This window comes from Streptomyces sp. NPDC059743 (assembly GCF_042732975.1).
Lineage (GTDB): Bacteria > Actinomycetota > Actinomycetes > Streptomycetales > Streptomycetaceae > Streptomyces.
The window spans coordinates 125,674-148,235 of the sequence record NZ_JBHWGS010000022.1 but is presented as its reverse complement, the minus strand read 5'-3'; the positions used below and the strand labels follow the sequence as shown (position 1 = coordinate 148,235).

Genomic DNA, 22,562 nt, shown 5'->3' with positions numbered 1-22,562 from the left:
CGGTCACTGGTCCAGCGCGTTGTCGATCGCCTTCACGGCGGCGTTCCAGCCGTCCTTGGAGGACGTGCCCTTCTGGTCGACCTGGAGCATGCCGATGTCGGCCAGGTTCTGCGCGATGATCAGATCCTTCGGACCGACGATCTGGACCGGTACGCCCTTGGCCGCCGCCGAGAAGATCTCACCGATGGGCGCGTTGTCGAAGTACTCGTGCTTGGCGCCCGACACGGCCGGCAGGGAGTACGCGGCCTGGGAGCTCGGGAAGCTGCCACGCTCGGCGAAGAGCGTGGCCTGCTGTTCGGGTGCGGTCAGCCAGGCGACGAGTTTGGCCGCGGCTTCCTTGTTCTTGCTCGCTTCGGGTACGACGAGGAAGGAGCCGCCCCAGTTGCTGGGCTTGGGCGCGGCGGCCACGTCCCACTTGCCCTTGCCGGCCTCACCGCCCTTGTCTTGGATGTAGCCCAGCATCCAGGCCGGGCAGGAGACGGTGGCGAAGGTGCCGTTGGCGAATCCCTGGTCCCAGCCGGGTGTGAACTGCTGGAGTTTGGCGGTCAGTCCGGAGCCGGCGAAGTCCGCCGCGATGTCCCAGGCCTGGCGCACGGCCGGGTTGGTCTTGTAGATGACCTTGCCGTCCTTGTCGTAGAAACGGTTGGCGTTGCTGCCTGTGATGGCGGCCATCACACCGCTCGCCGAGTCCACGAAGGCCGCGCCCTTGGGCGCCTTGGCCTTGAACTGCTTTCCCGCGTCGAGGTACTTGTTCCAGTCGCCCGCCCACAGCTTGCCGACCGCCTCACGGTCGGTGGGCAGGCCCGCGGTGGCGAAGAGGTCCTTGCGGTAGCAGATGCCCTCCGGGCCGATGTCGGTTCCCAGCGCGATGGTCTTGCCGGCCGTGGTGGTGGCCTGCGACCACTTCCACGGCAGGAAGCTGTCCTTCTGCACGCCCTCGGTCTTCCCGAGGTCCACGAGCTTGTCGCCCTGGGTGGCGGTGATCTCCGCGATGTTGTTGACCTCGATGGCCTGGACATCGGCGAGCCCGCTGCCGCTGCCGAGGTGGGTGAGGAGCTGCGGATAGTAGTTCTCGTTGCGCTCGATCGAGGTCTGCTTGATGACCACGTCCTTGTTGAGCTTCATGTACTGGTCGTAGAGCCCGGCCTCCTTGAGGCCGAAGGCCCCGAAGACTCCCACCGTGATCGTGGTCTTGCCCTTGCCGCTGACGCCTCCGCCCGAGGCGCTGCCGGAGGGATCCTCTGTGTCCTCCGCGCAGCCGGCCAGGACTCCGGCGCCCAGCGCGGCGACGGCCGCGAGGACCACCAGCCGACGGGACGAGCGAGTACGTGTGCGCATTACGTCCTCCTAATACACCGCACCGACATGCCGGGCTACGGCCCAACTGCTGTGCAGAGCACAGTAGTTGGGAAGGGCCGGTGCGGTCGGGATATGTGCGGGGCTGATATGGGTCAGGTACGGTGGGAGCGCTCCCATGTGTGATGTGTTGAAGCGTCGCCGGTCCCCGTAGGGGTGTCAAGGGACCGGGCGGCGCGAGGTGGCTCGTTTATCCGTTTGTTGGTTTACGCCATGGGCGCCATGAGGGTGGGTGGTGGTTCGGGCGGTGGATTCGTTGGGGGAGGCAGGGATGGCGTCTCGGAAAGCCCCGGGAGTCCGGGGAACGGACGGAGCCCAGGAGGCGGGCCGGGTACGGAGGACACCGGAGGCCGCGCCGGGAGAGCCGGGAGCACCGGGAGCCCTTGACGTCCCTTCAGCGCGCTCGGCGCGCCCGACGCCTTCAGCGCCTTCAGTGCCTTCGGCGGCGCGAGGGCGCGGCGGCAAGCTGCCCACGCTCGAAGAGGTGGCCGCGCGCGCCGGGGTCGGCCGTGGCACGGTCTCGCGGGTGATCAACGGTTCGCCGCGGGTCAGTGAGAGGACCAAGGCCGCGGTCGAGGCGGCGGTCGCCGAGCTGGGATACGTACCGAACCGCGCGGCCCGCGCCCTCGCCGCCAACCGCGCCGACGCGATCGCCCTGGTGGTGCCCGAGCCCGAGGCGCGGTTCTTCGCCGAACCGTACTTCTCCGACATCGTCAGCGGCGTCGGCGAGGCGCTCGCCGAGACGGGGATGCAACTGCTGCTGACCTTCGCGGGCGGCGCCCGCGAGCGCCGCCGCCTCGCCCAGTATCTGGCCGCGCACCGCGCCGACGGAGCGCTGCTGGTCTCGGTCCACGCGGACGATCCGCTGCCGGAGCTGCTGACCCAGCTCGGTATCCCGACGGTCATCAGCGGCCGGCGCTCGGCGGCCGAACCGCTGCCCGCGGTCGACTCCGACAACGCCGAGGGCGCCCGTACGGCCGTCGCCCATCTCCTCGCCCGGGGCCGGCGCACCATCGCGACCATCACCGGCCGGCTGGAGGTGTACGGCGCGGCCTGCCGCCTCGACGGCTACCGCCGGGCCCTCACGGACGCCGGACAGGCCCCGGACGGGCGGCTGACGGCCGTGGCCGACTTCACCGAGGACGGCGGTCGCCGCGCCATGCGCGAACTCCTCGCCCGCCGCCCGGACCTGGACGCGGTCTTCGCCGCCTCGGACGTCATGGCCGCCGGCGCCCGCCAGACTCTCCGCGCCGCCGGCCGCCGTATCCCGGACGACGTGGCCCTGATCGGCTTCGACGACTCGGCGATAGCCCGCCATATGGACCCGCCCTTGACGAGCGTCCGCCAGCCGATCGAGGAGATGGGCCGCGCGATGGCCCGTCTGGTCCTCGAAGAAATCGCCGCCCGCCCGACCGGCGCCGCGACACCGCCGCCTCAGATCGTGCTTCCCACCCAGCTGATCGTCCGGGCCTCCTCCTGACCTGGACCGGCCTGGACTGACCCGGACTAACCTGGGCCGACCCTGGATCAACTTGGACCGGCCTCGGCTCCCGGGAACGAAGAAGGCCCGGTCCGCTTGCGCGAACCGGGCCTTGCTCACTCAGGGTGAGTAACGGGACTCGAACCCGCGACATCCTGGACCACAACCAGGTGCTCTACCAGCTGAGCTATACCCACCACGACCGGTCGCTTTCCGACCGGCCGAGAAAAAGTGTACAGGGTCCGCGAGGGTGCTCGCGCCTGTATTCGTGCTGCGGTGGCGGCGGGCGCTTCCCGGGGTGCGGGGGTGCCCGGATGGGGCTATGGGGTGTGGAGCACGTGCTTGGCCGCGATCTGCTTGGCCGTGTCGGAGTCCGGGCCCGGCGCCGGTACGAAGACCGCCTCGCGGTAGTAGCGCAGCTCCGCGATGGATTCGCGGATATCGGCGAGCGCGCGGTGGTTGCCGGCCTTCTCCGGGCTGTTGAAGTACGCCCGCGGATACCAGCGGCGGGCCAGCTCCTTGACCGAGGAGACATCCACGATGCGGTAGTGGAGGTAGCCCTCCAGCGTCGGCATGTCACGCAGCAGGAAGCCGCGGTCGGTGCCGACCGTGTTCCCGCACAGCGGAGCCTTGCCGGGCTCCTTGACATGCTCGCGTACATACGCCAGGACCTGCTCCTCGGCGGCGGCCAGCGTCGTACCGCCCGCCAGCTCGTCGAGGAGTCCCGAGGTGGTGTGCATCTGCCGCACCACCTCGGGCATGGTCTCCAGCGCCGCGTCCGGCGGGCGGATCACGATGTCCACCCCTTCACCGAGCACGTTCAGCTCCGAGTCGGTGACCAGGGCGGCCACCTCGATGAGTGCGTCGTCCGTCAGCGAGAGCCCGGTCATCTCGCAGTCGATCCACACCATGCGGTCGTTCATACGCCTTACCCTACGGGGCGCTCCGCTGGCCGGGCAGACTCGGACGGCCCGGACCTGTTGCGTACATGTCGGAACCTGGCTTCCCGTGCTCGGACACCGCCGCCGACGTGGCCGTCTGGCCCGGCAGGCCGACGGCTGCCGCCGCCCGTCTGGCGTGCGGTGAGGCCTGGGCCGGCACGACCGACTCCATGACTCCCGGCGCCATCGGCTCGCCCTGCGGGCGCCTGGCCCGGTAGGCGGACCGGTAGGCCGCGGGAGAGGAGCCGAGCTGGCGCCGGAAGTGGCCGCGCAGCGCCACCGGTGAGCGGAAGCCGCAGCGGCCGGCGACCTCGTCGACGGAGTAGTCGGAGGTCTCCAGCAGCCGCTGTGCCTGAAGCACCCGCTGGGTGATCAGCCACTGGAGCGGCGCGCTTCCGGTCAGCGAGCGGAACCGCCGGTCGAACGTACGGCGGCTCATGTACGCGCGGGCCGCGAGCGTCTCCACGTCGAACTGCTCGTGCAGATGCTCCAGCGCCCAGGCCACGACCTCGGCGAGCGGGTCGGAGCCGATCTCTTCTGGTAAAGACCTGTCCAGATAGCGCTCCTGACCGCCACTGCGCCGCGGAGGTACGACCAGTCTGCGCGCGAGCGCGCCCGCGGCCTCCGCGCCGTGATCCGTCCGGACTATATGCAGACACAGATCGATTCCGGCCGCCGTGCCCGCCGACGTCAGCACATCGCCGTCGTCGACGAACAGCTCACGCGGATCCACATGCACGGACGGATAGCGCTTGGCGAGCGTCGGCGCGTACATCCAGTGTGTGGTGGCCGGGCGGCCGTCCAGCAGACCGGCCGCGGCGAGCACGAACGCGCCGGTGCACAGACCGACGATTCTCGCGCCCTCCTCGTGCGCCCGGCGCAGCGCGTCCAGCGCCTCCGGTGGTGGCGGCGATGTGATCGACCGCCATGCCGGCACGACCACGGTGCCCGCCCTGCTGATCGCCTCCAGGCCGTACGGCGCGGTGAGTTCGAGCCCGCCGGTGGTGCGCAGCGGTCCGTCCTCCCCGGCACACACGAGCAGGCGGTAGCGGGGAACCCCGGCGTCCTGGCGGTCGATTCCGAACACCGAGAGCGGAATTGAGCTCTCGAAGATGGGGCCACCGCTGAAGAGCAGCACGGCGACGACTTCTCGTCGGCGACGCCCGGAAAGCTTCCGTGCTGACTCCGGTGCGGCAATGGAGTCCTGGCTCATGGCGCTAAGCCCCCCTCGGTGTTCGCGTCTCCCCGTTCTTGTCGGGCCTCTCGCTCCTGCACGATTCCCCTCGGTTTTGCACGGGTCCCCAGCCTTCGATACTCATGATCGAATCTACTGTGTCCCGTGGTGCCGGCGTGACAAGTTCTCCATCCGGCGCTATGTCGACAAGGCAACTTGGCGCGAAGCATTCGATCACGAAGCGTTCCACTCGGGAGCCGAGAGTGGAAGTGGGCCTCGCGTGCATGGCCCGTCCCCGTAGGGTGCGGAGGACTGGGTCGGTCCTTTCTTCCCTGGTGGCAAGGGGGTTGGCAGGCCATTTCCCCAGGGGTTCTCTCCCAGTGTGAAGTTGGCCGAAAAGTGATGGGTGCGTCTGTACGAAGCTTTCAATCTCCCGGCGCACTACCTTCACGCGTGCGTGAGCTTCGACGCGCCCCCCGACCCCCCGAGGACCGTCGGCTTCCGGACGTTCCGTACGTTCCGTACATCCTTACCTCGTTCCTCGTCCTCCCGCGCGCTCTTCTTCTCGCGCCCGCCCGGCCCTCCGCGCCCGCTTCCGTCCTCGCGCCCACGCCCCTCCGCGGCCGTTCTCCCATCTTCGCCTCCTCCGCCCGCAGTTGGGCGGCGGAGCGCTCGGAACGGCGCAGCAGCAGCCGGCAGACGGCGGTCACCGCGGCGAGGCCGAGCGTCGTGGCGATCGTGCCGCCGAAGGACGTGCCGTACACGGTGAGGACCACCGGGACCAGCAGACAGCTCAACGACGCCCAGCGGACCACCTCGCCCGCCGGATCTCCCGACGGCGCCCGCGCGGTGTCCGCGACGGGCTCCCGGCACGGCTCTCCGTGCGGAGCGCGGGACCGCTCCGTACGACTTCCCGCCGCCCGGTGCGGCGGGAGCCCGGCAGCCGGTTCCACGGCCCGCTCCGCGAGCGACCGAGTGTCGGACGCGGCGAGTCCGCCGCCCGCCGGATCCGCCTCGTCCGCCGCCGAGGTCGCGCGCAGCGTCTCACGCGCGTCGCGACGTGGAGCGTCCGGAGTGGCCTGAGCGGTCGGTGATGCGGGCACGGGTGCTCCCTCGAAGTGACGATATGACCGATGGCCAACGAGGAGCGGAGCCCTCCGGTCACTCCTCGGACAACTGTAGGGGCCATCCGGCATTGCGATCCCGGGCAGCCTCGTGCATGCTCCCTGGAACGCCGCGTGTGGGGCGGCGGGCTCTGGGCATGAGAAGAGTGTCGCCGTACCCTTATGGGTACGGATTGGGAAGATGATTCCCGGACACGGCACCCGCCCACCACGACACCCGCCACGACCATTGTTGTCCCTTCCCAAGAGGACCTCTTTAGCCGAGACGCCATGGCTGGTCACGAAATCCCCGAACCCGCAGACCGCAAGCGCGTGGCCGACCCTCTGTCGGACCTGCGAGCGGCGGAACAGACAGATGCCTCCTGCGATCCCGCCTTCCGGCACGGAGTGGTCGTCGGCTTCGACGGCTCGACCTCCAGCGAGCGGGCGCTCGCGTACGCCATCGGCATGGCCAAACGGCTGGGCTCCGGCCTGATCATCGTCCATGTCGCCAACCGGCTCCCGACCACGGTCTGGGCGGGCTGCGAACCGCCGGTCTTCGTGGATGTGCCGGACCACCGCACCGAGGTGCTCGGTCTCGAACTGGCCTGTGCGGACTATCTCGCCGAGGTCCCGTGGATCCTGGTCGAGCGCGGCGGTGACATCTGCCATGAGCTGGAAGAGGTCGGCGAGGAGTATTCGGCGGACGCGATCGTCGTCGGCTCCACGCACGGCATCGTCGGGCGGATCTTCGGCTCGGTGGCGGGACGGCTCGCGCGGCGCGCGCAGCGGCCCGTCGTGGTGATTCCCTGACGGTCGGGCGCGATTCCCTGACGCCCGCTCGGTCCGACGCGGCCCGGTCCGACCTGACACCTGACGCGATCCGGCCTGACGTGATCCGACCTGACCCGATGTGATCCGGCCCGGGCGCCGCTCTGCCCGCTGCACTTCACATTGTCTGAGTATGTGTCAACTCCCTTGCGCCCAAGGTGAATTTACTCACGCGTAGAGGTGCATCGTGCGCTTGTGAAGGGTACATAACGGTCGCTGGGAAACAGCACACCCGCACATCATGAAGGGAGCCCGCCGTGGACAACGACGTCTCTGCGGGAAGCACCACCTCGACTTCGGTTCTCGGCCATCTCGCGCTCGGACTCACCCTGCTCGCTTTCGGCATCGGCCACACCGCCGTCATCGACGGAGCGACGGCGGCCGACGCCGTCCCGCTCGCGCTGTACGTCGGCGGTGTCGCGCTCTTCGTCGCCGGACTGCTCGAATTCCGGGCGGGCCGTTCATTCACCGGTACGGCCTTCGCGGGCCTCGGAGCCTTCTGGTTCACCTGGGGTACGGGCGTCGGCGATCAGATCTCCGCCGACGCGGCCGGCCTCTTCCTCCTCCTGTGGGCGCTGCTGGCGCTCAGCCTCACCTTGGGCGCGGCGGACGCGGGGCCGCTGTTCCAGGGCACGTACGGACTGCTCACCGTCGCACTGCTGCTGCTCGCCGTCGGGCAGTTCGCCGACAGCACCGGGCTCGCCAAGATAGGCGGCTGGGTCGCCGCCGTGGCGGGCCTCGCCGCCTGGTACGGAGCGACGGCCGCGCTTGCCAAGTGGCCGACCGCACTGCCGCGCCGTCGTGCTGCCGGCCGGGGGGTGACGGCCACCGGCTGAGGCAGCCGCGGGCCGGTGTCCGGGCAGCGCCGACCCCTACGGAGAGCGCCCCCGGCGCGCCGGGCGGCATGCACTGGGGGCGCTCTCACAGCCCTGCCGAGGGCTCGGCCGCAGCCGGTTTCGGGGCCGGCTCCGGGGCCGCGGGGCTCGGACCCGGACGCGCCCTGCTACTCCACCGTCACCGACTTCGCCAGGTTCCTGGGCTTGTCGATGTCACGGCCCAGCGCCAGTGCCGTGTGGTACGCCAGGAGCTGGAGCGGGATGCCCAGCAGGATCGCGTCCAGCTCGGTCTCGTTCTTCGGTACCACGATCGTGTGGTCGGCCTTCTCCTGCGGCTGGTGCGCCACCGCCAGGATCGGGCCGCTGCGCGCCTTGATCTCCTCCAGCGCCGCGCGGTTCTTCTCCAGCAGATCGTCGTCCGGGACGATCGCGACCGTCGGCAGCGCCGGTTCGATCAGCGCGAGCGGGCCGTGCTTGAGCTCGGAGGCGGGATAGGCCTCGGCGTGGATGTACGAGATCTCCTTGAGCTTCAGGGAGGCCTCCAGCGCCACCGGATAGCCGCGCACCCGCCCGATGAACATCATCGAGGCGGAGTCCGCGTACTGGGCCGCCAGCTTCGCGATGGCCTCCTCCGTCGCCAGGATCTCGGAGATCTGGGCGGGCAGTCTGCGCAGCCCGTCGATGATCCGCTTGCCGTCGGCGACCGACAGATCGCGGATACGGCCGAGATGCAGCGCCAGCAGCGCGAAGGCGACCACGGTGTTGGTGAAGCACTTGGTGGAGACGACACAGACCTCCGGGCCCGCGTGCACATACACGCCGCCGTCGGTCTCCCGGGCGATCGCCGAGCCCACCACATTGACCACGCCCAGCACCCGCGCACCCTTGCGCTTGAGCTCCTGCACCGCGGCCAGCACGTCGTACGTCTCACCGGACTGCGACACCGCGACATAGAGCGTGTCGGGATCCACGACCGGATTGCGGTAGCGGAATTCGGAGGCGGGCTCGGCGTCCGCCGGGATCCGCGCCAGCTCCTCGATGAGCTGCGCGCCGATGAGTCCCGCGTGGTACGAGGTGCCGCAGCCCAGGATCTTGATCCGGCGCACTCCGCGCGCCTCGCGGGCGTCCAGATTGAGGCCGCCGAGATGCACGGTGGCGAACCGGTCGTCGATCCGGCCGCGCAGCACCCGGTCCACGGCGTCGGGCTGCTCCGAGATCTCCTTGTGCATATATGTGTCGTGGCCGCCCATGTCGTACGACTCGGCCTCCCACTCCACGGTGGTCGGCGTGGCCGAGGTGCGGGAGCCCTCGGTCGTGTACGTACGGAAGTCGTCGGCCTTGAGCGTGGCCATCTCGCCGTCGTCGAGCGTGACGACCTGGCGGGTGTGCGAGACGAGGGCGGCCACGTCGGAGGCGACGAACATCTCCTTCTCGCCGATCCCGAGGACGACCGGTGAGCCGTTGCGCGCGACGACGATACGGTCCGGGAAGTCGGCGTGCAGGACCGCGATCCCGTAGGTGCCCTCGATGAGCTGGAGCGCCTGGCGGACCTTCTCCTCCAGGGTGGCGGCCTGGGAGCGGGCGATGAGATGGGTCATCACCTCGGTGTCGGTCTCGGAGAGGAACACCACACCGTCCGCCTCCAGCTTCACCCGCAGCTCGGAGGCGTTGTCGATGATGCCGTTGTGGACGAGCGCGACCTTGCCCTCGGCGTCCATGTGCGGATGCGCGTTCTCGTCGCTCGGCGAGCCATGGGTGGCCCAGCGGGTGTGCGCGATACCGGTGGTGCCCGTGAAGCGCTTGGGCACGCGGGCCTCCAGTTCGCGGACCCGGCCCTTGGCCTTGACCATCTTCAGCGTGGCGGCCTTGCCCGCGGCCGGCTTGCCGGTGATGACCACGCCCGCCGAGTCGTATCCGCGGTACTCCAGCCGCTGAAGGCCCTCCAGCAGCAGTGGTGCCACATCACGCTTGCCGATATATCCGACGATTCCGCACATACAGTCTTGCCCCTCCAGATCGGTTCATGATCGGTTCAGCCGTAGATCGGTTCGGCTGTGGATCGCTTCAATCGCTTCAGCCGTAGACGATGCGGCGCAACTGCCGGAGTGAGAGCTCCGGCGGCGCTACCGCCCGGTGCGGCAGCTCGGCCGCGATCCGCTCGAAGATCTCCGCGTTGGTGCCGCCGGAGGCCTGTATCTCCCGGTGGCGGCGGCGGACGAACTCCTCGGTCGTCTCGTCGAAGTACGCCAGCACGTCGAGCACCACCCGGGCCGCCTCGCCGCGCCGGAGCGCGGTGCTGCGGACGAGATGGTCGATGAGGTCGTCGTACGACGGGCTGCGTTCCGGCACCCGTTGATATTGCGGGTACGGAAGGGTGTTTGCAAGAAATCTGCCCGGAATCGGGCAGGAGTCGGCCCTTTCCGGGGCCGAACGAGGGAACGGTCAGCTACTACGGCGAAGGTACGGCGAATACGACGGATATGCGGGATGCGGCGGATGCGGCGCCGCCCGAACGGCAGCCCGGGCCGCTCTCAGAGCCGCTTCAGGACGGCCTGTTTGGCGGTGGCGAACTCCTCGGCGGTGAGTATCCCGGCCTGGTGCAGCTCGCCCAGCTCCCGCAGTCTGCGCAGCAGCGCGTCGTGGTCCTCGCCGCCCGGCGCCGCGGTGCCCGCCGGCTCCGTCTCCGGCTCCGCCTCCGTGCCCGTACCCGTAACGGCCGAGGCGTACGGATGCGGCAGCCGGGCCACCACGGCGGCTCCCGCCAGCGCCATCAGCGGGTCCTTCCTGAATCCCCACAGCTCCACCGCGTACGGGTCGTACTTCGGCCGGGCCGACGCCGGTGCCCTGGCCACCCGGAAGCGCATATAGCCGTTGTCCAGCCCGGCGCTCGGCTGCCACTCCACCGACTCCACATCGGCCAGCGCCAGGATCGTGGGGCCGCCCGAGGACTTGGACTCCTCGGTCTTCCAGTTCCACTCCAGTCTGATCCGCTCGCCGTCGAAGGTGACGGTCCCGTCGCCCGCGCTCGCGGTGATCGGCAGGGCGGGCCCGGGCAGCAGATAGCGGTCGACGGGACCGGACTCCACACCGTCCAGCAGCAGGGCGTTGCGCACCTCGTCCACGAGATACTCCGCGACTCCGGAACGGTCCCTTTCCACGGTCAGCCGGTACGGATCCGAGCTCTCGCCCAGCCGGCCGGCGGCGATCTGGAGCAGCGGATCGGCGCCGTCCCGCAGCCGCAGCCGGAGCCGCCCGGACTTCCGGCCCGACTCGAAGGAGATCCCGGCCAGCGCCTCCAGCGGTACGGCGATTTCACCGAGTGCCGCGCGCAGCGGGCTCACGCCCTTGTCGTTGCCGGGCACGATGCGGACCGTATCTCCGTCGAAGAGCCATGTGCCGTCCTTCTGGATGATTTCCGCCATGCCGTGGATTCTTCCATCGGGAGGGCGGAAATTGGTCTACACCTTGACCGCCGGTGGGACGTGCGGGTCCCATGGGAGAAGTTCATCGCCCGGCACCGCAGGTGAGTACCCCGTCGAAGGGACAACCTTGTGAGAACCGTTGTGGCACACCGCAGATCGTTACCTCGGCTGTTCGGCTCGCTGCTGCTCGTCGTGGCGGCCGGTATCGCCGGCATCGGAGCCACGGGCCCGGTGCCCATGGGCTCCGCGACCGTCCATGGCGACCGCCCTCACGGCGGCTCCGGAGCCGGCGGCACGGCAGCCGCGCGTCCGCTGGACCAGGTCGTGCCCGCGCCGCAGCGCGTACGGCCGGGCGGCTCGCCGTACGTCATCACTGCGGCGACCCGCATCCTGGTCGACGGCCGCTCGCGCGACGACTCGCGCGAGGCGCGGCGGATCGGCTCGTATCTGGCCGACGTGCTGCGCCCGTCCACCGGATACGCCCTGCCGGTCACCGACCGGCACGCGCAGGGCGGTATCCGGCTGCGGCTCGGCACGGGAGAGCGGAGTCTGGGCGCGGAGGGCTACCGGCTGGAGTCCGGGCGGCGCGGTGTCACGATCACCGCCCGTGAGCCCGCCGGACTCTTCCACGGCGTCCAGACACTGCGCCAGTTGCTGCCCGCCTCGGTGGAGAAGCGCGGCGCGCAGCGCGGTCCCTGGACGGTCGCGGGCGGCACCATCACGGACAGCCCGCGCTATGGCTACCGGGGCGCGATGCTCGATGTCTCACGGCATTTCCTGACGGTCGATCAGGTCAAGCTCTATATCGACCAGCTGGCGCTCTACAAGATCAACAAGCTGCATCTGCACCTCTCCGACGACCAGGGCTGGCGGATCGCCGTCGACTCCTGGCCGAGGCTGGCCACATACGGCGGTTCCACCCAGGTCGGCGGCGGTCCAGGCGGCTACTACAGCAAGGCCCAGTACCGCGATCTGGTGCGCTACGCGGCCTCCCGCGAGCTGGAGGTCATCCCGGAGATCGACATGCCGGGCCACACCAACGCCGCGCTCGCCTCGTACGCCGAGCTGAACTGCGACGGCGTCGCGCCTCCGCTCTACACGGGCACGAGCGTCGGCTTCAGCTCGTTGTGCGTGTCGAAGGAGGTGACGTACGACTTCGTGGACGACGTGGTGCGCGAGCTGGCCGCGCTCACGCCGGGCAAGTACCTCCACATCGGCGGCGACGAGGCGCATGCCACCAGCCATGCCGACTATGTGGCCTTCATGGACCGGGCGCAGGCCGTCGTCCGGAAGTACGGCAAGACCGTCGTCGGCTGGCATCAGCTCACCGGTGCCACGCCGGTCGCCGGAGCCGTGGCCCAGTACTGGGGTTACGACGCCACGGGCGCCGCCGAGCGCGCGCAGGTCGCGGCGGCGGCCAAGAAGGGCACCGGGCTGATCCTCTCTCCGGCTGACCGCGTGTATCTCGATATGAAGTACGACAGAAGCACCGCGCTGGGCCAGTCCTGGGCCGGCTACACCGAGGTGGACCGTTCGTACGGCTGGGATCCGGGGACGTATCTCGCCGGCGCGGGCGTGCCCGAGGACGCGGTGCTCGGTATCGAGGCGCCGCTCTGGACGGAGACTCTCGCCACCAGTGACCAGCTGGAGTTCATGGCGTTCCCGCGGCTGCTCGGTGTCGCGGAGCTGGGCTGGTCCCCGGCGGCCACGCACGACTGGGACACATACAAAGTGCGGCTGGCGGCGCAGGGACCGCGTATGACGGCGCTCGGTATCGACTACTACCGCTCGCCGCTGGTGCCCTGGCCGACCGGCTGACGGACCCACGCGCGGCGGGTGCCTGGGGGACCGGCCGGCCCTCGGCACCCGCCGCGTACCCGCCGTGCATCTGTCGCGTACCCGCCGCGCGCCGTCGTCGCTCAGCCCGGCAGGCCCAGCTCCCGTGCGATCAGCATCCGCTGGACCTCGCTCGTGCCCTCGCCGATCTCCAGGATCTTGGAGTCGCGCCACATCCTGGCCACCGGATACTCGTTCATAAAGCCGTAGCCGCCATGGATCTGGGTGGCCTCGCGGGCGTTGTCGACGGCGACCGTCGACGAGTACAGCTTCGCCAGCGCCGCCTCCTTCTTGAACGGTTCACCGTGGACCAGCCGCGAGGCCGCGTCCCGCCAGCCGATCCGCGCCATGTGCGCGCGCATCTCCATGTCGGCGAGCTTGAACTGGATGGCCTGGTTGGCGCCGATCGGCCGCCCGAACGCGTGCCGCTGCTTCGCGTACGCCACCGACTCGTCCACACAGCCCTGGGCGAGACCGGTCGCCAGCGCGGAGATCGCGATCCGGCCCTCGTCGAGGATACGGAGGAACTGGGCGTATCCCCGGCCCTCCTGGCCGAGCAGATTCGCCAGCGGGACCCGTACGTCCGAGAAGGACAGCTCACGGGTGTCCGAGGCGTTCCAGCCGACCTTGGAGTAGGGCGCGGCAACGGTGAAGCCGGGCGTGCCGGACGGGACGATGATCGAGGAGATCTCCGGACGGCCGTCCGCCTTGTGGCCGGTGACGGCCGTGACCGTGACCAGACCGGTGATGTCCGTACCGGAGTTGGTGATGAAGCACTTGCTGCCGTTGATCACCCACATGTCGCCGTCGCGCACGGCCGTGGTGCGGGTGCCGCCCGCGTCGGAGCCTGCCTCCGGCTCCGTCAGTCCGAACGCGCCGAGCATCTCGCCCGAGCAGAGGCCCGGGAGCCACTCGCGCTTCTGCTCCTCCGTACCGAAGAGATGGATGGGCATGGCGCCGAGCGAGACTCCGGCCTCCAGGGTGATCGCCACGGAGGAGTCGACGCGGGCCAGCTCTTCGAGGGCGATACCGAGCGCGAGATAGTCGCCGCCCATACCGCCGTACTCCTCGGGGAACGGCAGACCGAACAGGCCCATCCGTCCCATCTCACGGACGATCTCGTACGGGAACTCGTGCCGCTCGTAGAAATCGCCGATCTTGGGCGCCACGACGTCATGGGCGAACTCCTCGACGGTGCGGCGCAGTTCTTCGTGCTCGGCGGAGAGCCGGTGGTCCAGGGACATGGGTGCGTCACTCCTTGTGGGAGAGGGCTCGGACGGTACGGGAGGGGCTGGGGCGGCCCAGCCGTTCGGCCAGCCAGACGCTGGTGGCGGTGAGCTTGCCGAGATCGACGCCGGTCTCGATACCGAGGCCGTCGAGCATCCACACGAGATCTTCGGTGGCGAGGTTTCCGGTGGCGCTCTTTGCGTACGGGCAGCCGCCGAGGCCGCCCGCGGAGGCGTCCACCGTGGTCACACCGTGCTGGAGCGCGGCGAAGGTGTTGGCGAGGGCCTGGCCGTAGGTGTCGTGGAAGTGCACACCGAGGGCATTGGTCGGCACGCCCTCCTCGTTCAGCTCGGCGAGGAGGGTCTGTACATGGCCGGGAGTGGCGACGCCGATGGTGTCGCCGAGGCTCAGCTCGTCACAGCCCAGGTCCAGCAGGGCCTTGGCGACCCGGACGACCTGATGGATGGGGACGGGACCTTCCCACGGGTCGCCGAAGCACATGGAGAGATAGCCGCGGACATGGATCTTGTCCGCGCGGGCCCGCTCGACCACCGGCGCGAACATGGCGAGCGATTCGTCGACCGTACGGTTGAGATTGGCCTTGGCGAAGGACTCGGTGGCGCTGCCGAACACGGCGATACGGCGGACGCCGAGGGCGATGGCGCGGTCGAGGCCACGGGAGTTGGGGACGAGGACGGGAAGCGCGACCTCCCTGCCCAGATCGCCGAGGAGAGGGAACAGCTCCTCGGCGTCGGCGAGCTGAGGCACCCAGTCGGGGCGTACGAGGCTGGTGGCCTCGATGGTGGTCAGCCCGGCGTGGGCGAGCCGGTGGATGAACTCGGCCTTCACCTCGGTCGGTACGACGGCCTTCTCGTTCTGGAGCCCGTCGCGCGCGCCCACCTCGTGGATACGCACCTGGGGCGGCAGTCCCTCCGCCGGGACGGCCATGGGCAGTCCGTCGGTCATGACTCCTCCTGAGGGATGGCGGTGTCCGTGGGCGCGGCCGACGCTGGGTCCGGTGGCGCGGTATCCGGCGTCGCGGTGGGCGCGGTGTCCGGTGGCGCGGTCGGCGCGGCTGGCGCGGCTGGCGCGAGGTCCTCCGGTGCGGGCGCCGGGGTGACGACCGCCAGGATCTGGTCCATGGCGACGGTGGAGCCGGGCGTGACATCCAGCTCGGTGACGGTGCCCGCGTGCGGCGCGGAGATGACGTGCTCCATCTTCATCGCCTCGACGACGAGCAGGCTCTGCCCGGCCGCCACCTCGTCCCCGACGGCCACCTTGACCACGGTGACGGTGCCCGGCATGGGCGCGACCAGCGAGTCCACTCCGCCACGCGCGCCGCTCCCGCGCAGGGCGGCCTCGACGGGATCGAAGTCCACCACATGCCAGCTCTCGCCGTCCCTGCCGAGCCAGTCGCCGGCCCGGTGGAAGGTGTGGGTCATCCCGTTAACGGTGACCGTGACCCGGGTGGGCTCCACCTGGAACCTGTCCCCGGGCCGCATCTGGTGAGCGACGGGTTCGAGTCCCGTTACTTGCAACCGGTGTGTCACCGGGACGGGTTCGCCGCCCAGGCGCCAGCCGTTCGGTACGGAGAAGGGATCCACCCATCCCGCGCGCGCGGGCGGCCGAAGCTCCGCCTGGCGTACCGCTGCCGCCGCCGCGTAGACCTCCGGCGGGACTCCGTCCGGAAGCAGGGACGCCGTGTCCCGCTCCACCAGGCCCGTGTCGAGATCGCCCGCGATCACCGAGGGATGGGCGAGAAGCCGGCGGAGGAAGCCGGCGTTCGTGGGGACGCCCAGCGTGACCGTCCCGGCAAGGGCCGCCCGTAGTCTGCGCAGGGCGGTGGGCCGGTCCGGGCCATGGGCGATGACCTTGGAGAGCATCGGGTCGTACGTACTGCCGACGTCCGAGCCCTCGGAGAGGCCCGAGTCCGTCCGTACGCCGTCGCCCTGCGGCTCGCGCAGCGCCAGGACCGTACCGCCGGTGGGCAGGAATCCGCGCGCCGGGTCCTCCGCGTAGATCCGGGCCTCCACGGCGTGGCCGGTGAGGTGGATGTCCGGCTGGGCGAAGGGAAGCTTCTCGCCGGCGGCGACCCGTAGCTGCCACTCGACCAGATCGAGGCCCGTGACCAGCTCCGTGACCGGATGCTCCACCTGGAGGCGGGTGTTCATCTCCATGAAGAAGTACGAGGCCGGATCGCGGCCGGGCACGATGAACTCGACCGTCCCCGCGCCCGCGTATCCGCACGAGCGCGCCGCCTGGACCGCTGCCTCGCCCATCGCCGCGCGCGTCGCCTCGTCCAGCAGGACGGACGGCGCCTCCTCGATGATCTTCTGATGGCGGCGCTGGAGCGAGCACTCGCGCTCGCCGAGATGCACCACATTCCCGTGGGTGTCCGCCAGCACCTGGATCTCGATATGGCGCGGCCGGTTCACCCACCGCTCCACCAGCAGCGTGTCGTCCCCGAAGGAGGAGCGCGCCTCCCGGCGGGCCGCCGCGATCTCCTCGGCGAGCAGCGACTCCGCGCGTACCAGCCGCATGCCCTTGCCGCCGCCGCCCGCCGAGGGCTTGAGCAGCACCGGCATACCGATCTCCGCCGCCGCGGCGGCCAGTTCGCCATCGGTCAGACCGCTGCCCGAGGAGCCGGGCACCACCGGGACGCCCGCCGCCCGGACCGTCTCCTTGGCGCGGATCTTGTCGCCCATCAGCTCGATGGCGGAGGCGGGCGGTCCGATGAAGACCAGCCCGGCGTCCGCGCAGGCCCGCGCGAACGTCTCGTTCTCCGCGAGGAAGCCATAGCCCGGATGGACCGCCTGCGCTCCCGTACGGGCCGCCGCGGCCAGCAGCCTGTCCACGGAGAGATAGCTCTCGGACGCGGCGGCCGGGCCGATCCGTACGGCCGTGTCGGCCTCCCGCACATGCCGGGCGTCCGCGTCCGCGTCGCTGAAGACCGCGACCGAGCGCACTCCCAGAGCGCGCAGAGTACGGATGACACGCACCGCGATCTCGCCGCGGTTGGCGATCAGAACCGTGTCGAACATGCCCACCCTCACATCACATCCGGAAGACGCCGAAGCCGGGCGCCGCGCTGTCCCGCTGGGGCAGTGGGGCGTTGGCACACGCGGTCAGGGCCAGACCCACCACCTGCCGGGTCTCCAGCGGGTCGATCACACCGTCGTCCCAGAGGCGCGCGGTCGCGTAATAGGCGTTGCCCTGGGTCTCGTACTGCGCGCGGATCGGCGACTTGAACGACTCCTCGTCCTCGGCCGGCCACTCCTCGCCGCGCCCTTCGATCTGGTCGCGCTTGACGGTCGCCAGCACGGACGCGGCCTGCTCACCGCCCATGACCGAGATCTTGGCGTTGGGCCACATCCACAGGAAGCGTGGCGAGTAGGCCCGGCCGCACATCGAGTAGTTGCCCGCGCCGTACGAACCGCCGATCACGACCGTCAGCTTCGGCACCCGCGCGCACGCCACGGCCGTCACCATCTTCGCGCCGTGCTTGGCGATCCCGCCCGCCTCGTAGTCCCTGCCGACCATGAAGCCGGAGATGTTCTGGAGGAAGAGCAGCGGGATACCGCGCTGGTCGCACAGCTCGATGAAGTGCGCGCCCTTCTGGGCGGATTCGGAGAACAGGATGCCGTTGTTGGCGATGATGCCGACGGGGTGCCCATGGATCCGCGCGAATCCCGTCACCAGTGTTGTCCCGAACTCGGCCTTGAACTCGGCGAACCGCGAGCCGTCGACCAGCCGCGCGACGACCTCACGGACGTCGTAGGGCGTACGGGAGTCCACCGGCACCGCTCCGTACAGCCCGGCGGGATCGGCCTTGGGCTCCTCGACCGGCTCGACGGACCAGGGAAGCGCGCCGCGCGCGGGCAGCGTGGAGACGATGGTGCGCACGATCCGCAGCGCGTGCGCGTCGTCCTCCGCGAGATGGTCGGTGACACCGGAGATCCGGGAGTGGACCTCGCCGCCGCCCAGCTCCTCGGCCGTGACGACCTCGCCCGTCGCCGCCTTCACCAGCGGCGGTCCGCCCAGGAAGATCGTGCCCTGACCGCGCACGATCACCGCTTCGTCGCTCATCGCCGGGACATACGCGCCGCCCGCCGTGCAGGATCCGAGCACCGCGGCGATCTGCGGAATGCCGGCGCCGGACATCCTGGCCTGGTTGTAGAAGATCCGTCCGAAGTGGTCCCGGTCGGGGAAGACCTCGTCCTGCATGGGCAGGAAGGCGCCGCCGGAATCCACCAGATACAGACACGGCAGCCGGTTCTCCAGGGCCACTTCCTGGGCGCGGAGATGTTTCTTCACCGTCATCGGGTAATACGTGCCGCCCTTGACCGTGGCGTCATTGGCGACGATCACCACCTCACGGCCGCTGACCCGACCGATCCCGGCGATCACTCCGGCGGCCGGGGCCGCGCCGCCGTACATCCCTTCGGCCGCGAGCGGCGCCAGCTCCAGAAAGGGCGAGCCCGGGTCGAGCAGCGTGTCCACGCGGTCGCGCGGCAGCAGCTTTCCGCGCGCCGTGTGCCGCGCACGGGCCTTCTCGCCGCCGCCCAGCCGCGCCGCGGCGAGCCGCGTGCGCAGACCGAGGGCCAGCTCCTCGTGCGCCGCCTCGTTGATCCGCCAGGCCTCGGCGGCCGGATCCGCGGCGCTCGCCAGCACCGGTGCCTGCTGCATCGCTCGTAGCTCCTCGCTGGGCTCGCCGGGCACTCACCGGGTTAGTGAGCGTTAACGTTGTTGCCATAAGGTTAACGACCGCTAACAGCCCTGTCTAGAATGATTTCCCATGAGCACCAGGACCGCCGCCCCGACCCGCCGCGAGCAGATCCTCAAGCACGCCGCGCGCCTCTTCGCCGAGCGTGGATTCCACGGCGTCGGCGTCGATGAGATAGGAGCGGCCGTCGGTATCAGCGGTCCCGGGCTGTACCGCCATTTCGCGGGCAAGGACGCGATGCTCGCCGAACTGCTCGTCGGTATCAGCGGACGGCTGCTGGACGGCGGCAGGCTGCGCGTGCGCGTGGCCGGGACGGACGGCGACCCGGCCACCCTGCTGGCCTCGCTGATCGACGGACATATCGACTTCGCCCTCGACGACCGCCCGCTGATCACTCTCCACGACCGCGAGCTGGACCGCCTCAGGGACAGCGACCGCAAGCTGGTCCGCCAGCTCCAGCGGCAGTACGTGGAGCTGTGGGTCGACGTCGTACGCAAGCTCTACCCGGACGTACCGGAAACCCAGGCCCGCGGCGCGGTCCACGCCGTCTTCGGCCTGCTGAACTCAACCCCACACCTAGGCACCCCCGGCGGCGGCCTACCGAGCCGCACGGCAACGGAATCCCTCCTACGCCGCCTGGCCCACGGAGCTTTTGCCGCACTGGGCGACGAGGACCCGGTGCCGGGGGCGGCTTAGGGGCGGGGCTGGAGTGCTCATATGGTGCGCATGCTCACATGCCGCGATAGATGTCCTGGCGGTTGCCGACTGCCAGCACCCATACGATCAGCTGGCCGTCCTCGATCGTATAGACGACACGATGGTCGCCGACCCGGAGCCGCCACCGGGCGCTGTGGCCCTGTAGGGCTTTGATGTCAAAGGCTGCGGTGTCGCCTTCGTCCAGCGCCTTTTGGAGCTCGCTGAGCCGGTACAGAATCCGCAGGGCCTCGGGGCGGGAGATCTTGAGCATGTCCCGCTGCGCGTGCGGGGTGAACCGCGTGACGTATCCCATGGATCAGGCGTGGTGGGACCGGAGCGCCTCGGCCATGTCCTCAAGTGAGATGGAGCCGGCTGTTCCCTCGGATTCGGCTTCGTCGGCCAGCCGGTTGAGCCAGGCGTCCTCGCTCCGTTCCGCGATCTCCCGCAGTCGCCGGTACTCGTCGATGTCGACCAGAACGGCTTCCTCCTTGCCGCGGCGCGTGATGACGGTGGGGGTGTCGTCCCGCCGTGCGCGGTCGATGACATCCGCCAGATGGTTGCGGACTTCGGCCATGGATGCGACTACCGGTTCGCTCATGTAACGAATGTATCAGATGTACATCTGGCCGGAAGGTCATCCAGTGCTGTCCGAAGACCTGGACACCCACAGCCGGAGACCGGGACACCTGTAGTCGGAGGCCGGGACGCTCACGCCCGGAGGCCGGGACATCCGGCGCGGGGTGTGGGGCTGACGGCACAATGGGCTCATGCCGATACCCAGCCGCGCTGCCCTTGTCGACCACCTCGTCCGCACCCGTATCGCCGGAGACGTGGCCACTCCTCGCGACAACAACCTCTCCCACTACCGCAAGCTCGCCAACGGTGACCGCCACTACTGGCTGGGCCTGGAGCTGGGCGACCGCTGGACCGACGAGCAGGACGTCCTCGCCGTGATGGCCGAGCGGTGCGGTGTCAACGACGATCCCGAGCACCGGGCCGGCCAGGACACCATCGATCCCGAGCTGACCGTGGGAGCCCTGGAGCGGATGGCCGCCCGGCTGCGCAAGGCCGTTCTGGCCAGGGAGCGCGTACTGTTCGCGACCGGCCATCCGGGCGGGCTGCTCGACGTACACCGGCAGACCGCGGACGCGCTGCGGGCCGCGGGCTGCGAGATCGTACAGATTCCCGGCGGGCTCACCGCCGACGAGGGCATGGTCTTCCAGTTCGCCGATGTCGCGATGCTGGAGCGCGGCGCGACTCTCTGGCACACCCACTCGCCGGAGCCCATGCGGGCGATCCTGGACGCCCTGGAGGGCGAGGGCAGACCGCTGCCGGATCTGGTGGTCGCGGACCACGGCTGGGCGGGATACGCGGCCCAGCGGGGACTGGACTCGGTCGGATACGCGGACTGCAACGATCCCGCGCTCTTCCTCGCCGAGGCCGAGGGCACGATGGAGGTGACGGTCCCGCTGGACGACCATGTCACGGACCCGCGCTTCTACGACCCGATGACCGCGTATCTGCTGAACGAGGCCGATCTGCTCCGACGGTGACGTCCCGGACGGTGAGGTCCGGGACGGTGACTTCCTGGGCTGTGGCGTCCGATCGTGAGGGAGGGCTTGAGGGAGGGCTCAGGAGGGCGCTCAGAGGCCCATCGACTTGGCGATGATCATCTTCATGACCTCGCTGGTGCCGCCGTAGATACGGTTGACGCGGTTGTCCGCGTACAGCCGGGCGATCGGATACTCGTTCATATAGCCGTAGCCGCCATGGAGCTGGAGGCACCGGTCTATGACGCGGTGCGCGACCTCGGTGGTGAAGAGCTTCGCGGACGCTGCCTCGGCGGCGGACAGTTCGCCCAGGTCATGGGCTTCCAGCGCGCGGTCGACGACGGCCTCCGCCGCGTCCACCTCGGCCTTGCAGGCGGCCAGTTCGAACTTGGTGTTCTGGAAGGACGACACGGACTTGCCGAAGACCGTCCGCTCCTGCACGTACTGCTGCGCGAACCGCACCGCTGCGGCGGCCTGCGCATACGCGCCGACGGCGATGCCCAGACGCTCCTGAGGCAGATTCTGGCCGAGATAGGAGAAGCCCTTGTTCTCCTCGCCGAGCAGATCCCCGACCGGGACCTTCACATCGCTGAAGGACAGTTCGGCGGTGTCGGAGGTCTTCAGGCCCAGCTTGTCGAGCTTGCGGCCGACCGCGTAGCCCTCGGACCTCGTGTCCACGACCAGCAGGGATATGCCATGGCGCCGGTCGTCGGCGGTCGGAGCGGCGGTACGGGCGCAGACGATGACGCGGTCCGCGTGAACACCGCCGGTGATGAAGGTCTTGGCGCCGTTGAGCACATAGTGCGTACCGTCCTCGGAGAGCCGGGCGGTCGTCTTCATACCGGCCAGATCGGAGCCGGTGCCCGGCTCGGTCATGGCGATGGCGTACATGGTCCGGCCACTGACGAAGTCCGGCAGCCAGCGCTTCTTCTGCTCGTCGGTGGCATACGCCTTCAGGTACGGCAGACAGAGCGCCACATGGACGCCGGAGCCGCCGAAGGAGACGCCCGCGCGCGCGGCCTCCTCGGTCATGACCGCCTGGAACTTGAAGGACTCCTCGCCCGCGCCGCCGTACTCCTCCGGCACCTCGATCCCGAAGACGCCCAGCTCACCGAGCTTGTAGTAGAAATCGCGGGGCGCCTGGCCCGCCGCGTACCACTCGTCGTAGACCGGGACGACCTCGGCCTCGACAAAGGCGCGGATGGTCTCCCGGAACGCCTCGTGGTCCTCGTTGTAGACGGTACGACGCACGGGAAAACCTCCTGTGGTTCACGGGCCGATGGTGCACGGCCGGCCTGGGCATTCGCCATGACTGGCCTGAGCTTCGATTAAGCGCTTGCTCAGGGAAAGTTACCCGGCGGTCAGTCAGAGTGTCCAGGGCTGTGGA

The 22,562-nt window shown here is 69.8% G+C and carries 19 protein-coding genes, 1 tRNA gene and 1 pseudogene; 6 read left to right on the top strand and 15 right to left on the bottom strand.

Going from position 1 to position 22,562, the window contains the following annotated elements:
• Window positions 1-3 precede the first annotated feature (3 nt).
• Window positions 4-1,338 (bottom strand): ABC transporter substrate-binding protein, encoded by a 1,335-nt coding sequence (locus ACFV6H_RS32515; protein ID WP_385549536.1) that lies wholly within the window; start codon window positions 1,336-1,338, stop codon window positions 4-6.
• A 451-nt stretch (window positions 1,339-1,789) separates the two neighbouring features.
• Here ACFV6H_RS32515 and ACFV6H_RS32510 point away from each other — a divergent pair, with 451 nt between their 5' ends.
• The gene (locus tag ACFV6H_RS32510; RefSeq protein WP_385549533.1) at window positions 1,790-2,836 is read left to right on the top strand and encodes a LacI family DNA-binding transcriptional regulator; all 1,047 of its coding nucleotides are present in this window, start codon (window positions 1,790-1,792) and stop codon (window positions 2,834-2,836) included.
• Window positions 2,837-2,960: 124 nt separating this feature from the next.
• On the opposite strand, the gene ACFV6H_RS32505 is transcribed toward ACFV6H_RS32510, so the two are convergent.
• The 4 genes from ACFV6H_RS32505 to ACFV6H_RS32490 all read right to left on the bottom strand — a co-directional run bounded on the left by ACFV6H_RS32505 (window position 2,961) and on the right by ACFV6H_RS32490 (window position 6,054).
• Window positions 2,961-3,033, bottom strand: a tRNA-His gene (locus ACFV6H_RS32505).
• Window positions 3,034-3,156: 123 nt separating this feature from the next.
• Complete coding sequence (orn, locus tag ACFV6H_RS32500; RefSeq protein ID WP_384987464.1) at window positions 3,157-3,759, bottom strand: oligoribonuclease; 603 nt, start codon at window positions 3,757-3,759, stop codon at window positions 3,157-3,159.
• 10 nt (window positions 3,760-3,769) lie between these two features.
• Window positions 3,770-4,990 carry a GlxA family transcriptional regulator gene (locus ACFV6H_RS32495; protein WP_384778224.1) on the bottom strand — a complete coding sequence of 407 codons (1,221 nt, stop codon included), beginning with the start codon at window positions 4,988-4,990 and terminating at the stop codon, window positions 3,770-3,772.
• Between the two features lie 386 nt (window positions 4,991-5,376).
• Window positions 5,377-6,054: a hypothetical protein gene (locus ACFV6H_RS32490; protein ID WP_385549529.1), complete on the bottom strand. Its 678-nt coding sequence runs from the start codon at window positions 6,052-6,054 to the stop codon at window positions 5,377-5,379.
• 291 nt (window positions 6,055-6,345) lie between these two features.
• On the opposite strand from ACFV6H_RS32490, the gene ACFV6H_RS32485 reads away from it, so the two are divergent.
• Window positions 6,346-6,867 (top strand): universal stress protein, encoded by a 522-nt coding sequence (locus ACFV6H_RS32485; RefSeq protein ID WP_066956441.1) that lies wholly within the window; start codon window positions 6,346-6,348, stop codon window positions 6,865-6,867.
• Window positions 6,868-7,142: 275 nt separating this feature from the next.
• On the top strand, window positions 7,143-7,721 hold the full coding sequence (locus ACFV6H_RS32480; RefSeq protein ID WP_093604976.1) for an acetate uptake transporter: 579 nt from the start codon (window positions 7,143-7,145) through the stop codon (window positions 7,719-7,721).
• Between the two features lie 167 nt (window positions 7,722-7,888).
• Here ACFV6H_RS32480 and glmS read toward each other — a convergent pair whose 3' ends face one another.
• From glmS to ACFV6H_RS32465, 3 genes are all read right to left on the bottom strand, one after another.
• Window positions 7,889-9,718 carry a glutamine--fructose-6-phosphate transaminase (isomerizing) gene (gene glmS / locus ACFV6H_RS32475; protein ID WP_093593052.1) on the bottom strand — a complete coding sequence of 610 codons (1,830 nt, stop codon included), beginning with the start codon at window positions 9,716-9,718 and terminating at the stop codon, window positions 7,889-7,891.
• 76 nt (window positions 9,719-9,794) lie between these two features.
• Window positions 9,795-10,070: a hypothetical protein gene (locus tag ACFV6H_RS32470; protein WP_385549524.1), complete on the bottom strand. Its 276-nt coding sequence runs from the start codon at window positions 10,068-10,070 to the stop codon at window positions 9,795-9,797.
• Window positions 10,071-10,252: 182 nt separating this feature from the next.
• Entirely contained in the window at window positions 10,253-11,143 is an 891-nt protein-coding gene (locus ACFV6H_RS32465) for a DUF4429 domain-containing protein (protein ID WP_385549521.1), read from the bottom strand.
• 237 nt (window positions 11,144-11,380) lie between these two features.
• On the opposite strand from ACFV6H_RS32465, the gene ACFV6H_RS32460 reads away from it, so the two are divergent.
• The gene (locus tag ACFV6H_RS32460) at window positions 11,381-12,961 is read left to right on the top strand and encodes a beta-N-acetylhexosaminidase (protein ID WP_385549588.1); all 1,581 of its coding nucleotides are present in this window, start codon (window positions 11,381-11,383) and stop codon (window positions 12,959-12,961) included.
• A 101-nt stretch (window positions 12,962-13,062) separates the two neighbouring features.
• On the opposite strand, the gene ACFV6H_RS32455 is transcribed toward ACFV6H_RS32460, so the two are convergent.
• From ACFV6H_RS32455 to ACFV6H_RS32440, 4 genes and pseudogenes are all read right to left on the bottom strand, one after another.
• A complete protein-coding gene (locus ACFV6H_RS32455) occupies window positions 13,063-14,223 on the bottom strand; it encodes an acyl-CoA dehydrogenase family protein (RefSeq protein ID WP_385549518.1) in 1,161 nt (386 codons plus the stop codon).
• A 7-nt stretch (window positions 14,224-14,230) separates the two neighbouring features.
• On the bottom strand, window positions 14,231-15,172 hold the full coding sequence (locus ACFV6H_RS32450) for a hydroxymethylglutaryl-CoA lyase (protein WP_384778204.1): 942 nt from the start codon (window positions 15,170-15,172) through the stop codon (window positions 14,231-14,233).
• Between the two features lie 86 nt (window positions 15,173-15,258).
• Window positions 15,259-17,247, bottom strand: a pseudogene (locus ACFV6H_RS32445) (acetyl/propionyl/methylcrotonyl-CoA carboxylase subunit alpha); the annotation flags it as partial.
• Window positions 17,248-17,260: 13 nt separating this feature from the next.
• Window positions 17,261-18,892, bottom strand: a complete 1,632-nt coding sequence (locus ACFV6H_RS32440; RefSeq protein WP_384987453.1) for a carboxyl transferase domain-containing protein — start codon at window positions 18,890-18,892, stop codon at window positions 17,261-17,263.
• Window positions 18,893-19,001: 109 nt separating this feature from the next.
• Between ACFV6H_RS32440 and ACFV6H_RS32435 the strand changes: the two genes are divergently transcribed.
• Window positions 19,002-19,625 (top strand): TetR/AcrR family transcriptional regulator, encoded by a 624-nt coding sequence (locus tag ACFV6H_RS32435; RefSeq protein ID WP_385549513.1) that lies wholly within the window; start codon window positions 19,002-19,004, stop codon window positions 19,623-19,625.
• Window positions 19,626-19,659: 34 nt separating this feature from the next.
• On the opposite strand, the gene ACFV6H_RS32430 is transcribed toward ACFV6H_RS32435, so the two are convergent.
• Complete coding sequence (locus ACFV6H_RS32430) at window positions 19,660-19,938, bottom strand: type II toxin-antitoxin system RelE/ParE family toxin (protein ID WP_385549510.1); 279 nt, start codon at window positions 19,936-19,938, stop codon at window positions 19,660-19,662.
• 3 nt (window positions 19,939-19,941) lie between these two features.
• A complete protein-coding gene (locus ACFV6H_RS32425; RefSeq protein ID WP_384778189.1) occupies window positions 19,942-20,223 on the bottom strand; it encodes a type II toxin-antitoxin system Phd/YefM family antitoxin in 282 nt (93 codons plus the stop codon).
• 169 nt (window positions 20,224-20,392) lie between these two features.
• Between ACFV6H_RS32425 and ACFV6H_RS32420 the strand changes: the two genes are divergently transcribed.
• Entirely contained in the window at window positions 20,393-21,178 is a 786-nt protein-coding gene (locus ACFV6H_RS32420; RefSeq protein WP_093601676.1) for a phosphatase, read from the top strand.
• Between the two features lie 90 nt (window positions 21,179-21,268).
• Here ACFV6H_RS32420 and ACFV6H_RS32415 read toward each other — a convergent pair whose 3' ends face one another.
• Complete coding sequence (locus tag ACFV6H_RS32415) at window positions 21,269-22,426, bottom strand: acyl-CoA dehydrogenase family protein (RefSeq protein WP_385549507.1); 1,158 nt, start codon at window positions 22,424-22,426, stop codon at window positions 21,269-21,271.
• Window positions 22,427-22,562 lie beyond the last annotated feature (136 nt).

Coding starts and splice junctions, on each gene's coding strand:
- ACFV6H_RS32515 (WP_385549536.1), bottom strand. CDS start 1,338: ATGCGCACACGTACTCGCTCGTCCCGTCGGCTGGTGGTCCTCGCGGCC.
- orn (WP_384987464.1), bottom strand. CDS start 3,759: ATGAACGACCGCATGGTGTGGATCGACTGCGAGATGACCGGGCTCTCG.
- ACFV6H_RS32495 (WP_384778224.1), bottom strand. CDS start 4,990: ATGAGCCAGGACTCCATTGCCGCACCGGAGTCAGCACGGAAGCTTTCC.
- ACFV6H_RS32485 (WP_066956441.1), top strand. CDS start 6,346: ATGGCTGGTCACGAAATCCCCGAACCCGCAGACCGCAAGCGCGTGGCC.
- glmS (WP_093593052.1), bottom strand. CDS start 9,718: ATGTGCGGAATCGTCGGATATATCGGCAAGCGTGATGTGGCACCACTG.
- ACFV6H_RS32465 (WP_385549521.1), bottom strand. CDS start 11,143: ATGGCGGAAATCATCCAGAAGGACGGCACATGGCTCTTCGACGGAGAT.
- ACFV6H_RS32460 (WP_385549588.1), top strand. CDS start 11,381: ATGGGCTCCGCGACCGTCCATGGCGACCGCCCTCACGGCGGCTCCGGA.
- ACFV6H_RS32455 (WP_385549518.1), bottom strand. CDS start 14,223: ATGTCCCTGGACCACCGGCTCTCCGCCGAGCACGAAGAACTGCGCCGC.
- ACFV6H_RS32450 (WP_384778204.1), bottom strand. CDS start 15,172: ATGACCGACGGACTGCCCATGGCCGTCCCGGCGGAGGGACTGCCGCCC.
- ACFV6H_RS32440 (WP_384987453.1), bottom strand. CDS start 18,892: ATGCAGCAGGCACCGGTGCTGGCGAGCGCCGCGGATCCGGCCGCCGAG.
- ACFV6H_RS32435 (WP_385549513.1), top strand. CDS start 19,002: ATGAGCACCAGGACCGCCGCCCCGACCCGCCGCGAGCAGATCCTCAAG.
- ACFV6H_RS32430 (WP_385549510.1), bottom strand. CDS start 19,938: ATGGGATACGTCACGCGGTTCACCCCGCACGCGCAGCGGGACATGCTC.
- ACFV6H_RS32425 (WP_384778189.1), bottom strand. CDS start 20,223: ATGAGCGAACCGGTAGTCGCATCCATGGCCGAAGTCCGCAACCATCTG.
- ACFV6H_RS32420 (WP_093601676.1), top strand. CDS start 20,393: ATGCCGATACCCAGCCGCGCTGCCCTTGTCGACCACCTCGTCCGCACC.